General features: G+C 75.0%; 9 protein-coding genes. 7 read left to right on the forward strand and 2 right to left on the reverse strand.

Annotation, left to right across the window (positions count from 1 at the left end):
* Positions 1-44: 44 nt before the first annotated feature.
* The 4 genes from ACN20G_RS25640 (at position 45) to ACN20G_RS25655 (ending at position 5,041) form a co-directional block, all read left to right on the forward strand.
* Complete coding sequence (locus ACN20G_RS25640) at positions 45-1,235, forward strand: acyl-CoA dehydrogenase family protein (RefSeq protein ID WP_424215174.1); 1,191 nt, start codon at positions 45-47, stop codon at positions 1,233-1,235.
* A 113-nt stretch (positions 1,236-1,348) separates the two neighbouring features.
* A complete protein-coding gene (locus tag ACN20G_RS25645; protein WP_424215175.1) occupies positions 1,349-2,335 on the forward strand; it encodes an oxygenase MpaB family protein in 987 nt (328 codons plus the stop codon).
* The gene (locus ACN20G_RS25650; RefSeq protein ID WP_424215176.1) at positions 2,317-4,542 is read left to right on the forward strand and encodes a protein kinase domain-containing protein; all 2,226 of its coding nucleotides are present in this window, start codon (positions 2,317-2,319) and stop codon (positions 4,540-4,542) included. The genes ACN20G_RS25645 and ACN20G_RS25650 overlap by 19 nt, the downstream gene beginning before the upstream one ends.
* Positions 4,543-4,645: 103 nt before the next feature.
* Positions 4,646-5,041, forward strand: a complete 396-nt coding sequence (locus ACN20G_RS25655; protein WP_424215177.1) for a hypothetical protein — start codon at positions 4,646-4,648, stop codon at positions 5,039-5,041.
* Between the two features lie 25 nt (positions 5,042-5,066).
* Here ACN20G_RS25655 and ACN20G_RS25660 read toward each other — a convergent pair whose 3' ends face one another.
* Positions 5,067-6,974: a serine hydrolase gene (locus tag ACN20G_RS25660; RefSeq protein WP_424215178.1), complete on the reverse strand. Its 1,908-nt coding sequence runs from the start codon at positions 6,972-6,974 to the stop codon at positions 5,067-5,069.
* A 147-nt stretch (positions 6,975-7,121) separates the two neighbouring features.
* Between ACN20G_RS25660 and ACN20G_RS25665 the strand changes: the two genes are divergently transcribed.
* From ACN20G_RS25665 to ACN20G_RS25675, 3 genes are all read left to right on the forward strand, one after another.
* Positions 7,122-8,243, forward strand: a complete 1,122-nt coding sequence (locus ACN20G_RS25665) for an NAD(P)H-dependent flavin oxidoreductase (RefSeq protein ID WP_424215179.1) — start codon at positions 7,122-7,124, stop codon at positions 8,241-8,243.
* Positions 8,240-9,805: an acyl-CoA synthetase gene (locus ACN20G_RS25670; RefSeq protein ID WP_424215180.1), complete on the forward strand. Its 1,566-nt coding sequence runs from the start codon at positions 8,240-8,242 to the stop codon at positions 9,803-9,805. Before ACN20G_RS25665 ends, ACN20G_RS25670 begins: the two co-directional genes overlap by 4 nt.
* Before the next feature lie 271 nt (positions 9,806-10,076).
* Complete coding sequence (locus ACN20G_RS25675; protein WP_424215181.1) at positions 10,077-11,201, forward strand: calcium:proton antiporter; 1,125 nt, start codon at positions 10,077-10,079, stop codon at positions 11,199-11,201.
* 85 nt (positions 11,202-11,286) lie between these two features.
* On the opposite strand, the gene ACN20G_RS25680 is transcribed toward ACN20G_RS25675, so the two are convergent.
* Positions 11,287-13,779 (reverse strand): penicillin acylase family protein, encoded by a 2,493-nt coding sequence (locus tag ACN20G_RS25680; protein WP_424215182.1) that lies wholly within the window; start codon positions 13,777-13,779, stop codon positions 11,287-11,289.
* Positions 13,780-13,922 lie beyond the last annotated feature (143 nt).

The raw sequence follows: 13,922 nt of genomic DNA on the forward strand, positions 1-13,922 counted from the left end.
CCCGGCACCGCCAACACCCGGACCGCGACCGACCCGGAGGGGCCGTGCACCTCGCCTACACCCCCGAACAGCAGCGCCTGCGCGAAGAACTGCGCGAGTACTTCGCCGAGCTGATCCCCGAGGACGTCCACGCCCGCTACGCCGACCCCGCGGCCCAGAAGCGCTTCTACCGCGAGACCATCCGCCGGCTCGGCGCCGACGGCTGGCTCGGCGTCGGCTGGCCCGAGGAGTACGGCGGCCGGGGCCTGTCGGCCATGGAACAGTTCATCTTCTTCGACGAGGCCGCCCAGGCCGTCGTCCCGCTCCCGCTGATGGCCCTCAACACCGTCGGACCCACGATCATGCAGTTCGGCACCCGGGAGCAGAAGGAGTACTTCCTGCCCCGGATCCTCTCCGGCGAGATCGACTTCGCCATCGGCTACAGCGAACCCTCCGCCGGCACCGACCTCGCCGCCCTCACCTGCAAGGCCGTCCGCGAGGGCGACGAGGAGACCGGCACCTACACCGTCAACGGGCAGAAGATCTGGACCACCAACGGCGACACCGCCGACTGGGTCTGGCTCGCCGTCCGCACCGACCCCGAGGCCCCCGCCCACAAGGGCATCACCATGCTCCTCGTCCCCACCAGCGACCCCGGCTACTCGTACACCCTGATCAACACCCTCGCCTCGCACGACACCACCGCGAGCTTCTACGAGAACGTCCGCGTGCCCGCCTCGCGCCGCGTCGGCCCCGAGAACAAGGGCTGGCGGCTCATCACCAACCAGCTCAACCACGAACGCGTCACCCTCGCCGCGCACGGCACCATGGCCATGCGCGCCCTCCACGACACCCAGCGCTGGGCCGCCGCCACCACCCTCGCCGACGGCCGCCGCGTCATCGACCTCGGCTGGGTCCGCGGCCGGCTGGCCCGCACGCACGCCCGGCTCGACGCGATGAAGCTGATGAACTGGCGGATGGTCGGCGAGGTCGAGGCCGGCACCCTCACCCCGCAGGAGGCATCGGCCGTCAAGGTCTACGGCTCCGAGGCCCGCCGGGACGCCTATGCCTGGCTCATGGAGATCGTCGCCGCCGCCGGCCCCCTCAAGGACGGCTCCGCCGGCGCCGTCCTCCACGGCGAACTGGAACGCGGCTACCGCTCCGCCGTCATCTTCACCTTCGGCGGCGGCAACAACGAGATCCAGCGCGAGATCATCTCGTGGATCGGCCTGGGCATGCCCCGAGTCCGCCGCTGACGGCTGAGCGCGGGCCGACCGTGCCGGGCGACCGGCCCTGTCCCTCGGCGCCCGGGCGGGGGACAATCGGGGTACCGGCCGGGCCGGCCCCGGCGGGGGACAGGGGGTCGCAGGTGAACGCGCACACGGATCCGACGGCCCGGCGACCGGGCCCCGCGCCCGCGCCGCCCGACCCCGGGCTCTACGGGCCCGGGTCCGTCACCTGGCAATGCCACGGGGACCCCGTCATGTGGATCGCCGGCGTCCGCGCCCTGTGGCTCCAGGCCCTGCACCCCCGCGCCGTGCGCGGGGTCATGGCCAACTCCGACTTCCGGCAGGACGCCTGGGGGCGACTGCTGCGCACCGCCGACTTCGTCGGCACCCTCACCTACGACACCACCGCCGAGGCCGAGGCGGCCGGGGCCCGGGTGCGTCGCGTGCACCGCTCCCTCACCGCCCGCGACCCCGTCGACGACACCCCGTACCGGCTCGACGACCCCGACCTGCTCCTGTGGGTGCACTGCGCGCAGATCTCCTCCTTCCTGGAGGTGCTGCGCCGCTCCGGGGTCCCCCTCACCGACGCGCGGGCCGACGCCTACGTGGCCGAGAACCGCGTGAACGCCCGCCTCGTGGGCCTCGACCCGACCGGTGCCCCCGGCACCGTCGCCGCACTCGACGCCCGACTGGAGGCGTTCCGCCCCGTCCTCGCCGCCGGGGCCGACGCCCGCGCCGTCGAGGACTTCCTGCGCTCCCCTCCCGTGCCCGCCCGGCTGCTGCTGCCCGCCCGGCGCGTCCTGTGGTCCCCGGTCTCGACCCTCGCCTACGACACCCTCCCGCCGTGGGCGCACGCCCTCTACGGCCGGCCCGCGCCCCCGCCCGCCGAGGTGGACCGGCGGCTGCGCCGGCTCGCCGGCGTCCTGCGCGCCGTTCCCGCAGGTCTGCGGTGGAGGCTCCCGCCAGGTCACATCTTGAGAGCAATGCGTCGCATGGGCCCCGGGAGCCGCCCCTCGTCGTACCGCCCACCCCGGTCGGCGGCCATACTGGAGCGACTGGGGAGGGCGCGCGAAGACCACGAGAACCACGACGGGGGCGACAACAGGAGATGGCGGAGTCCAGGCTGATCCACGGCCGATACCGATCGCTCGACCTGATCGGGCGCGGCGGCATGGGGGAGGTGTGGCGGGCCCGGGACGAGGCCCTGGGCCGGCACGTCGCCGTCAAGTGCCTCAAACCGCTCGGCGCGGAGCAGGACGCCCAGTTCACGCAGGTGATGCGGGAGCGGTTCCGCCGCGAGGCCCGGGTCGCCGCCTCCCTCCAGCACCGGGGGGTCACCGTCGTCCACGACTTCGGCGACGACAGCGGCGCCGGCGGGATGCTGTTCCTCGTCATGGAACTCCTCGACGGCCGCAACCTGAGCCAGCTCATGGCCGAGGCCGAGGACCGGCCGCTGCCCGTGGACGTGGTCGTGGACATCGCCGAACAGGTCGCCGCCGCCCTCGCCTACACCCACGACCAGGGTGTCGTGCACCGCGACCTCAAACCGGCCAACATCATGCGGCTCACCGACGGCACGGTGAAGATCTGCGACTTCGGCATCGCCCGCCTCGCCCACGACATCGGCTTCACCGCCAAGCTCACCGGCGGTGGCATGGCCATGGGCACCCCGCACTACATGTCCCCCGAGCAGATCTCCGGCGCCGAGGTCGACCACAGCAGCGACCTGTACTCCCTGGGCTGCGTCCTCTACGAGATCGCCACCGGGGCGCCCCCGTTCGACCTCGGCGACTCCTGGTCCGTGTTGGTCGGCCACCGCGACACGCTGCCCGTGCCGCCCCGCCGGCACCGCCCCGAACTCCCCGCCGAATTCGAACGCGTGGTGCTGTGGCTGCTCGCCAAACGCCCCGAGGACCGGCCCGCCGACGCCCGGGTCCTGCACCGCGCCCTCGTGGAGAACCGGCGGCTCGCCCAGGGCGGCGGGCCCGCGCCCGAACCCCCGCCGCCCGCCCTGCCCGGCTGGGCCCGCGAGATCCCCGCCGGACGCAAGGCCGGGGTCGAGTCCCGGCCGGCCAGCGGCGCCTGGGCGCAGCTCCACGGCACCTGGACCAAGGGTCCCGCCCCGCTCACCGCCGGCGGCGGCCCCACCGACCCCCGCCTCACCCTCATGGGACCCCTCGCCCCCGGCCCCACCCCGGGCCCGACCGGCCCGACCGGCGCCCCCGACGCACCCGACCCGTCCGAGACCCAGGACGCGGCGGCGCTGGAACACGCCCGCCGGCTCGCCCGTGCCGGTCGTCTCGGCGAGGCCCTCGCCGCCCACATCCACCTGGCCTCCGCCCGCAACGACCGGCTGGGCCCCGAACACCCCGACACCCTCGCCGCCCGACACGAGATCGGCCACTGCCTCGGCCTCCTCGGCCGCCGGCAAGAGGCCCTCGCCCTGCACCGCGAGGTCGTCGACGCCCGCGTCCGCGCCCTCGGGCCCGACCACCCCGACACCCTCCTGAGCCGACACAGCCTGGCCTGCGCCCTGGGCCGGCTCGACCGGCACGCCGAGGCGTACGCCGCCGCGCTGGCCGCCGCCGAGGCCCGCGCCCGGGTGCTGGGCGCCGACCACCCCGACACCCTCCTCAGCCGCTACGAGAACGCCTGGACCCTGGGCTGCCTCGACCGCTGGGAGGAGGCCCTGATCGAATACCGGACCGTCGCCGACGGCCGGGCCCGCGCCCTCGGGCCGGACCACGCCGACACCCTCGCCGCCCGCTACGAGGTGGGCATCGCGCTGGGCCGGCTCGGTCGGGGGGCCGAGGCCCTGGAGCTCTACGGCGACCTGGTCCGCGACCGGACCCGCGCCTACGGGGACCGCGACCCCGAGACCCTGCGCGCCCGCCACGTGTACGGCGTCAACCTCGGACGACTCGGCCGCTGGACGGAGGCGGTGGAGGAGGCCCGGGCGGTCGGCGTGCTGCGCGCCCGGGTCCTGGGGCCCGACCACCCCGACACCCTGGTCAGCCGCCGCGAGATCGCCGTCGGACTGGGCCGGCTCGGCCGCTGGGGCGAGGCTCTCACCCTGCACCGGGAGATCTCGGCCGCCCGCGAACGCGCCCTGGGCGCCGACCACCCGCACACCCTCGACGCCCTCGGCGACGAGGCCCACTGCCTGGACCGCCTCGGCCGGCACCAGGAGGCCGGGGCCCGCCGGCGCCGCGCCGCCGAACTGCGCGGCCGCGGCCACGGGCACGCCAGCGCGCTGCCGCCGGCCGACCCGCCCGCCGCCGAGGCCGCGTCCGCCGACCCGGCCGAACGTCCCGTGACCGCGGGCGGCTCCTGACCCGGACCGACCCGGACCCCGGGGGTTTGGGGCCGGCCGGCGGCGGCCAGACGCGGGGCAGGACACCGGGGCCGCGCGCCGCGCGGCCGGAGAGGAGCCCGCCATGCGTGAGCAACAGCCGGGGCACGGGGCGCCCGAGGACGCCGAGCACCGGATCGTGGTCGAGGCCGAGGCCCCGACCACCGAGTTCGCCGGATTCACGGTGACCTGCGTGGACGGGCCCGTCGGCACGGTCGACGGGCACGCCCACGAGGTGGCCGGCTCCTGGCTGGTCGTCGACATCGGCACCCGACTGACGGGACGCGTCGTCCTCGTGCCCCGGGAGGCCGTGGTGGAGGTGGACGAGGTGGCCCGGGAGATCCGCCTGGACCTCGACCGCGAGCGGGTCCGGGCCGCCGAGGAGTACGTGCGCGACGAACGCGGCCCGACGGAGGCCGACCACCGCGACGAACTGGCCCTGATCCAACGCCCGGGCCCCTTCTCCGCCCCACCCGGCTGAGCCGGCCGGGCCCGGCCCCGCGCCCTCAGTCGTGGGAGCGGGTCCAGCCGATCGCCGTGAGGCGGGCGCCGTCGGCGGGCCGGTCCTCGGAGAAGAGGAGACGGGGGCCGTCGGCGACCCGGGGCACGTCCACGTACACGCCCCGCCCCACGTAGCGGCCCCGGGCGTGGTGCCGGAACCGGATCGTGACCGGGCGGCCCGCCCAGGCCCCCAGCGGGGCCTCCAGCCGGTGCCAGACCCGGCCCGACCAGCCGGTGAGGGAGCCCTCGGGCCAGGACTCGGGGGCGCCGTCCACCCCGCGCGTGGTCGTGCACGGCAGCGGGGCCCACGAGGCGCCGCCGTCCTCGGAGACCTCCAGGGCGACCCCGCCCTCCCCGGGCACGGTGTCCCACCAGATCGCGCACCGCAGCCGGGCCGTCGCGCGGGTGGGCGTCAGCTCGGGCAGGGTCAGGGTGCCCTCGGCCCCCGGCTCCATGCCGGAGAACCAGGCCGCGCCCCCGTGCCGGGTCCTGACCGGGACCGCCCGCGCGAACGCGTTGCCGGCCGCGACCCGGGGCGCGCTCCCGGCCCGCCAGGTCCGCACCGGGTGCACCGAGTTGCCGAGCAGCACCAGGAAGGAGTCGGTGGAGGGGTCCAGGACGAGGGAGGTGCCGGTGAACCCGGTGTGCCCGGCCGAGTGCGGGCCGGCCATCGCCCCCATGTACCAGTGCTGGTACAGCTCGAAGCCCAGGCCGTGGTCGTGGCCGGGGAACTCCCGGTTGAAGTCGGTGAACAGCAGTTCCACCGAGGCCGGGCGCAGGATCCGGCGGCCCGCGTGGGAGCCGCCGTCCAGCAGGGTCCGGGCCAGGACGGCCAGGTCCCAGGCGGTGCCGAACACCCCGGCGTGCCCGGCCACCCCGCGCAGCGCCCACGCGTTCTCGTCGTGGACCTCCCCCCACACCAGGCCCCGGTCCAGCCCCGACCACGGCGGCCGTTGGACCTCGGTGGCCGCGATGGAGCGGCGCCAGGCGCGCGGCGGGTCGTAGCGGGTGCGGTGCATGCCCAGCGGGGCGGTGATCTCCTCGCGGAGCAGTACGTCCAGGGTGCGGCCGGTGACCCGTTCGAGGAGGAACTGCAGGGTGATCAGGTTGAGGTCGGAGTAGCGGTAGACGCTGCCCGGCGGGTCCTGGGGGCGGGCCGACCACAGCAGCCGCTCCTGGCCGGGCCGGCCGCTCTCCAGGTAGAAGGGGGCCCACGAGCGCAGCCCCGAGGTGTGGGTGAGCAGGTGGCGCAGGGTGACGAGTTCCTTGCCGCCGCCGGTGAACTCCGGCAGCCGGCGGACCACGGGCTCCTCCAGGGCCAGCCGGCCCCGCTCGATCTGCTGGACCGCGAGGATCGAGGTGAAGAGCTTGGTGAGGGAGGCCAGGTCGAAGACGGTGTCCTCGGACATCGGGATCCGCTCGTGCGGCGGGAACTCCCGGGCCCGGTCGGTGCGCCCGTCGTAGCCCGAGTAGCGCACGGCGTGCCCCACGGCCCGGTGCAGGGCCACCGTGCGGCCGCGACCGGCCAGCACCACGGCCCCCGCGTGGTACGGGTGCTCGGGGGAGGGGCCCAGGGCCCGGCGGGCCGCGTCCACGACCCCGTCCAGGTGACGTTCGGTCAGCCCGGCCTGGCGCGCGGAGCCGTAGCGCAGCCGCAGTCCCTGGAGATCGCGGCGTTCGGCCGGGCCGAAGGGGGCCGAGGCCGCCGCGCCCGACCCGGGCAGGGCCGCGTGCAGCAGCAGGACCCCGCCGAGGGCGAGGAGCCGGGCGCCCAGACGACGGCGGGAGAGGGCCGGCGCGGGCCCGGACTCCGGGCCGGGGCCGGCCGGGACCGGCGGGTGCGGGGCGGGCCGGCCGGGGGGCTCGGCGCCGGCCCGTGTCGTGTCCGCGCTGACCCCCGTGTGTTCGCCCATGACCGGTCCTTCCCTTCGTGTCCCGCGCACGCTACTGGGTATCTGCCCGCCCACCGGGGGACCTCGCCCCGATCACTCGGCAAAGAATCTGACGCAGCATCAGAAAACCTCTTCCCTCGCCCGTTCCGCTGCGGCATCCTGCCGCCCATGCAGACGGAGCTGAGCCAACGACTCGGGGTCGAGCACGCCATCTTCGGCTTCACCCCCTTCCCGGCGGTCGCCGCCGCGATCACCCGCGCGGGCGGATTCGGGGTGCTCGGCGCGGTTCGCTACACCGCCCCCGACGACCTGCGCCGCGACCTCGACTGGATGCAGGACCACACCGACGGGCTGCCCTACGGCCTCGACGTGGTGATGCCCGCCAAGAAGGCCGTGGACGGGGTCACCGAGGCCGACATCGAGGCGATGATCCCCGCCGGACACCGCGAGTTCGTCCGGGACACCCTCGCCAAGCACGACGTGCCCGAACTGCCCGAGGGCGAGGCGTCGGGCTGGCGGATCACCGGCTGGATGGAACGCGTGGCCCGCGACCAGCTCGACGTGGCCTTCGACTACCCCATCCGACTCCTCGCCAACGCCCTCGGCTCGCCCCCGGCCGACGTGATCGCCCGCGCCCACGAGCACGACGTGCTCGTCGCGGCCCTCGCCGGCAGCGCCAAGCACGCCCGCCGGCACGCCGAGGCCGGCATCGACATCGTCGTCGCCCAGGGGTACGAGGCCGGCGGACACACCGGCGAGATCGCCACCATGGTGCTCGTCCCCGAGATCGTCGAGGCGGTCTCCCCGCTGCCCGTCCTGGCCGCCGGCGGCATCGGCGGCGGGGAACAGGTCGCCGCCGCCCTCGCCCTCGGCGCCCAGGGCGCCTGGCTCGGCTCGCTCTGGCTCACCACCACCGAGGCCGAACTCCACTCGCGCGCCCTCACCGAGAAGCTGCTGGCCGCCGGCTCCGGGGACACCGTGCGCTCCCGCGCCCTCACCGGCAAACCGGCCCGCCAACTGCGCACCGCCTGGACCGACGCCTGGGACGACCCGGCCGGGCCCGGCGCCCTGCCGATGCCGCTCCAGGGCCTGCTGGTCGCCGAGGCGGTCTCGCGCATCCAACGCCACGAGGTCGAGCCGCTGCTCGGCACCCCGGTCGGCCAGATCGTCGGCCGGATGAACTCCGAACGCTCCGTGCGCGAGGTCTTCGACGACCTGACCCGGGGCTTCGAACGGGCCATCGACCGCGTCAACCGCATCGCCGGACGAGACACAGGAGCCGAGGCATGACCGACAACACCGCCGCCACCCCGCCGAACGGCTTCTGGTCCCAGGCCGCCGCCGACCCGCACCGGGTGGTGCTCGTGGCCCCCGACGGCGCGAGCTGGACCGCCGGCCGGCTGCACGCCGAGGTCAACCGCCTGGTGCACGGACTGCGCGCCTCGGGCCTGGGGGTGGGCGACACCTTCGCCGTGGTCCTGCCCAACGGGGTGGAGTTCCTCACCGCCTACCTCGCCGCCGCCCAGGCCGGCTTCTACCTCGTCCCCGTCAACCACCACCTGGTCGGCCCCGAGATCGCCTGGATCGTCGAGGACTCCGGCGCCAAGGTGCTCATCGCCCACGAACGCTTCGCCGAGGCCGCCGCCGGCGCCGCCGACGAGGCCGGGCTGCCGGCCGAACACCGCTACGCGGTCGGCGAGGTCCCGGGCTTCCGGCCCTTCGCCGAACTCACCGCCGGCCGGCCCGAGACCCCGCCCGAGGACCGCACGCTCGGCTGGGTCATGAACTACACCTCCGGCACCACCGGCCGCCCGCGCGGCATCCGTCGGCCGCTGCCCGGGAAGCTCCCCGAGCAGACCTACCTCGGCGGCTTCCTCGGCATCTTCGGGATCCGGCCCTTCGACGGCAACACCCATCTGGTGTGCTCCCCGCTCTATCACACGGCCGTGCTCCAGTTCGCGGGCGCGGCCCTGCACATCGGACACCCGCTGGTGCTGATGGACAAGTGGACCCCCGAGGAGATGCTCCGCCTGATCGACCGTCACGCCTGCACCCACACCCACATGGTGCCCACCCAGTTCCACCGGCTCCTCGCCCTGCCGCAGGAGGTCAAGGACCGCTACGACGTGTCCTCGATGCGGCACGCCATCCACGGCGCCGCCCCCTGCCCCGACCACGTCAAACGCGCCATGATCGAGTGGTGGGGCGGCTGCGTGGAGGAGTACTACGCGGCCAGCGAGGGCGGCGGCGCCTTCGCCACCGCCGAGGACTGGCTGAAGAGGCCCGGCACGGTCGGTCGGGCCTGGCCCATCAGCGAACTCGCGATCTTCGACGACGAGGGCAACCGGCTGGGGCCGGGCGAACTCGGCACCGTCTACCTCAAGATGAACACCGGCGGGTTCAGCTACCACAAGGACGAGGACAAGACTCGCAAGAACCGGATCGGGGAGTTCTTCACCGTCGGCGACCTCGGTCTCCTCGACGAGGAGGGCTACCTGTTCCTGCGCGACCGCAAGATCGACATGATCATCTCGGGCGGGGTCAACATCTACCCCGCCGAGATCGAGTCCGCCCTGCTCTCGCACCCCGCCGTCGCCGACGCCGCCGCCTTCGGCATCCCGCACGCCGACTGGGGCGAGGAGGTCAAGGCCGTGGTCGAGGCCGCCGAGGGCTTCACCCCCGGCCCGGCGCTGGCCGCCGAGATCCTCGGACATTGCGAACGCGTGCTCGCCGGCTACAAGCGGCCCAAGAGCGTGGACTTCACCGCCGCCATGCCGCGCGACCCCAACGGCAAGCTCTACAAGCGCCGGCTGCGCGACCCGTACTGGGAGGGTCACGACCGACCCATGTGAACGGGCCCGGCCCCCGACGGCCCTTCGGACCGGCCGAAGGACCCGAGGGCCGGGTGAGATGTGACACAGTCTCCGAACCCGCCGTCCGCACCCCCCGACCGGGGGAGCGGGCGGCGGGTTCCGTGCGCCCTCACAAGGGCGTTCGCCGGTCCGGGGCCGTTCGGGTGAACTCCCGGACCGGGCCCCGGGCAGGGCACGGAAACGCGAGTAAAAGGCACGCAAAACACACAGGTCAAGGCCGTAAGTACGGGTGTATGCCTAGACTCGTGACATGACATCGACGGCGACGAAATCAGCCCTGACCGACTGGACCGTGGTGGTCCCCGTAGTGGCACTCGCGGCCCTGGCCTTCAGTCTGGGCGGCGAACTCCCGTCCTTCGCCGTCGCCTTGGTCGCCCTCTGCCTGGCCGGAGCCGTCCTCGCCGCCGTGCACCACGCGGAGGTCGTCGCCCATCGGGTCGGCGAACCCTTCGGCTCCCTCGTCCTCGCCGTCGCGGTCACCGTCATCGAGGTGGCCCTGATCGTCACCCTGATGGCCGACGGCGGACCCGGGACCTCCACCCTGGCCCGGGACACGGTGTTCGCGGCCGTGATGATCACCTGCAACGGCATCGTCGGCATCTCGCTCCTCGTCGGAGCGCTCCGCAACCGGGTCGCCGTCTTCAACGCCGAGGGCTCCGGCGCCGCACTGGCCACGGTGGCCACCCTCGCCACCCTCTCGCTCGTCCTGCCCACCTTCACCACCAGCAAGCCGGGCCCCGAGTTCTCCACCGCCCAGCTCGGCTTCGCCGCCGTCGCCTCCCTCGCCCTGTACGGCCTGTTCATCGCCGTGCAGACCGTCCGGCACCGCGACTACTTCCTGCCCGTCGAGACCAAGCGCCCCAAGAAGGCCGTCCCCAGCGTCGACGGGGACGACGAGGACCACGCCGAGCCGCCCACCGCGCGCGCCGCCCTGATCAGCCTCGGCCTGCTCCTGGTCGCCCTTGTCGCCGTCGTCGGCAACGCCAAGGCCGTCTCGCCCACCATCGAGTCGGGCGTGGCCCGCGCCGGCCTCCCGCACGCCGTGGTCGGCGTCATCATCGCCCTGCTCGTGCTGCTCCCCGAGACCCTCGCCGCCGTCCGCGCCGCCCGCCGCAACCGCGTCCAGACCAGCCTCAACCTCGGCTACGGCTCCGCCATCGCCAGCATCGGCCTGACCATCCCGGCCATCGCCCTGGCCTCCATCTGGCTCTCCGGCCCGCTGACCCTGGGCCTGGGCCCCACCCACATGGTGCTGCTCGCGCTCACCGTGGTGGTCGGCGCCCTCACCATCGTCCCCGGCCGCGCCACCCTCCTCCAAGGCGGCGTCCACCTCGTGCTCCTGGCCTCCTACCTCTTCCTCGCCGTCAGCCCCTGACGGACCGGCAGAGAAGGACCCGCACCGGCCGGGGCGAGGGGGCTCACACCCCCACCGCCCCGGCCGGCCGCGTGTCACCGGGCGGTCAGCGCCGCTCGGTCGCGATCACCACCCGCAGCGCGGGCGAGGCCAGGATCTCCCGCTCGCAGAACCGGGCCGGGGCCCACTCCTCCCGCGAGAACAACCGGGTCTGGTCCACCGCGCGCGGCGAGGTCGGGTCCGAGGACTGCCCGTACGCGAGCAGGGTGCTCGCCACCGGGCAACCCGACCGGTCCCACCCCACGGCCTGCACGTAGCTGGTGCCGTGCGCCACGTCCGTGTAGCCGCCGCCCGTCGGGTCCCAGCGCTGCTCCACCTTGTTCCACACCCCCAGCGCCTCCGCGCCGCCGCCCACCGGCAGCCGCTCCCCGCCCCGGGTCACGAACTGGTGCTCGCCCAGCGGCGCGTCCAACGCGATCCCCGCCGCCCGCAGCTCCGCCACCGTGTCCGCCAAGGCCCGACCGAGGCTTGCCGCCCCGCGGTTGAGGGTGTTCGGGGTGCGCACCGGATCGGCCGCCGAGAACGGCACCTTCCACAGGTCCTTGGCCGGGGTCGAGGCCGTCAGCCGCCGCCAGAACCGGTCGAAGAGCAGCGCGCCGCGGCTGCCGGTGTCCGTCGTCCGGTCCCAGCGCCCGATCACCCCGCAGGCCGCCGACACGTCCACCGACCGGCCGTCGGTGCCGACCGCCGTACCCCCGGGCAGGTCGGCGCAGGCCCGCGCCACGTCCGCCGCCGCGAGGTCACCGGCCGGGGCCCGGTTCGCGTACTGCTGCCCTCGCAGGTCCGCCGGGGTCAGCCGGCCGCGCGCCGCCAGCGCCGCCACGTCCTCCAGCGCGCCCCGGGTGCGCGTCGAACGCGGCGTGGCCACGTCCCCCCACACCCGCTCGTGGCCCGTGATCGGCCGGTCCGGGTTGGCCAGCCACGCGCTGTCGTTGGAGTTCTCCACGTACGGGGCCCCGCTCAGGGTCGGGGTCCGGCCCGGGCCGAACACGCCCGGCTGCACGGCGTCCGGGTCCGAACCCGGCTCGCACGCCGCCCGTGACCCGTCCAACACGGCCACCCCGGACGCCGGGTACAGGGCCCCGCCCAGCGGTGTGGCGCAGTCGGCCACCAGCTCGTCGGTGACCCGGGGCACCACCTGGGACTGCGTGAACAGGGTGCCGCCGGCCGCGTCCGCCGCGATCGTGTTCACCCAGGGCAGGCCCTGGGTGCGGGCCAGGGCCTCGCGCAACTGTCCCACCGATTTCGCCCGCCCCATGGCCAGGGAGGAGTCGGAGGCGCGCAGGTTCTCCGCGTTCGGATCCGACAGGGCGTACGCCGCGGACCGCGTCCAGGGCAGCGGCAGACCGGGCCCCAGGGCCGAGACCACCGGCCCGTACCGGGTCCACCACTGCGTCCGCGTCACCGGCGCGCCGCCGCCCGAGACCGGCACCGTCACCTCGCGCCGGGTCATCCGCTCCGCGACCCCGTCCACCAGGTACACGGTCGGATCGGCCGGGTCCAGGGTCAACTGCCGCACGGTGAAGGGCACCCCGGTGGCCACCGTGTGGCTCCATGCCACCTTCTCGTTGAAGCCCATGTTCACCACGGCGGTGCCGAGCAGGGAGGCCCCCGAGACGTTCAACACCCCCGGGATCGTCTGCTGCGACTGCCAGAACCGCCGCCCGCCCTGCCAGGGGTAGTGCGGATTGCCCAGCAGCAGCCCCGAACCGTTCGCCGAGGTCGACCCGGCGAAGGCCACCGCGTTCGACCCCATGTCGCGCCGCGCCGCCTCGAACATCGCCCGGGCCGCCTCCGCCGCCCGCGCCGGCTCCCGCACCGGGTCGTACGGGGCCTCGGGCGCGGGAATCCCGGCCGCCGCGCGGTCCTTGGCGTCCGGCGGGGCCGCCGAGACCACGGCGTCGGCCGCCCGTCCCTGACCGCCGAGCACCGCCACCGCGAACGCCCGCGCCGCCACGTCCGTCTCGGTCACCGGACGCACCCAGGGCTTGCCCTTGCACGTCGGGTCGGTGATCCGCGCGCCGTTCTGCCGCAGCCACGCGTTGTACCCGGCGGTCCACCCCCGCATCAGCTCCCGGACCTCGGGGCCCGGGCCCGCCGGAGCCGGCCGCGCCATCAGGCGTTCCACGGTGCCCGACTCGCGCACCCCCCGGAAGAAGAGGTCGCTGGAGAGGTTCGTGCTCGCCGAGGACAGCGACCAGTCGGTGGGCGCCGTCGCGCCGAAGTGCCGCGAACGTTCACCGGCCAGGGTCACGAACCCGTCGGCCAGCACGCACACCTGGTCGGCGGCCTGCGCGAAACCGGAACCGAAGCCGAGATCGGCCCAGCTCCGGGCCAGGATGTGCGGCACCCCGTACTCGGTGTACCGGATCACCGCCGACAGGCCCCCGCCGCGCGCCGTCACCGTCGCGGACGGATCCGGGGCGGGGCCGGCGGCGGACGCGGTCAGCGGCGGCAGCACCGCGAGGGCCACGAGAGCCGCGAGGGACGCGCGCGCGGCGCGTCGTAACGAGGTGGAGCGGGTAGGGAAACGCAACATACCTCCCAGGGGTCGCCGACCGTCGGCCGGCTCCGGTCACGGGCGAACGCGACCCGGTCGCGCTCAGCCCCGGGGACGGAACGGATGCCACGCCCGGTTCCCGCCCGGGACGAATCCGCCGCCACCGCACCGTTGACCGACAC

Source organism: Streptomyces dryopteridis, from assembly GCF_049606955.1.
Taxonomy (GTDB): Bacteria; Actinomycetota; Actinomycetes; order Streptomycetales; family Streptomycetaceae; genus Streptomyces.

What these genes read in the sequence shown, in the direction of transcription:
- ACN20G_RS25650 (WP_424215176.1), top strand. Translation starts at nt 2,317, where the DNA reads ATGGCGGAGTCCAGGCTGATCCACGGCCGATACCGATCGCTCGACCTG.
- ACN20G_RS25655 (WP_424215177.1), top strand. Translation starts at nt 4,646, where the DNA reads ATGCGTGAGCAACAGCCGGGGCACGGGGCGCCCGAGGACGCCGAGCAC.
- ACN20G_RS25660 (WP_424215178.1), bottom strand. Translation starts at nt 6,974, where the DNA reads ATGGGCGAACACACGGGGGTCAGCGCGGACACGACACGGGCCGGCGCC.
- ACN20G_RS25665 (WP_424215179.1), top strand. Translation starts at nt 7,122, where the DNA reads ATGCAGACGGAGCTGAGCCAACGACTCGGGGTCGAGCACGCCATCTTC.
- ACN20G_RS25670 (WP_424215180.1), top strand. Translation starts at nt 8,240, where the DNA reads ATGACCGACAACACCGCCGCCACCCCGCCGAACGGCTTCTGGTCCCAG.
- ACN20G_RS25675 (WP_424215181.1), top strand. Translation starts at nt 10,077, where the DNA reads ATGACATCGACGGCGACGAAATCAGCCCTGACCGACTGGACCGTGGTG.
- ACN20G_RS25680 (WP_424215182.1), bottom strand. Translation starts at nt 13,779, where the DNA reads ATGTTGCGTTTCCCTACCCGCTCCACCTCGTTACGACGCGCCGCGCGC.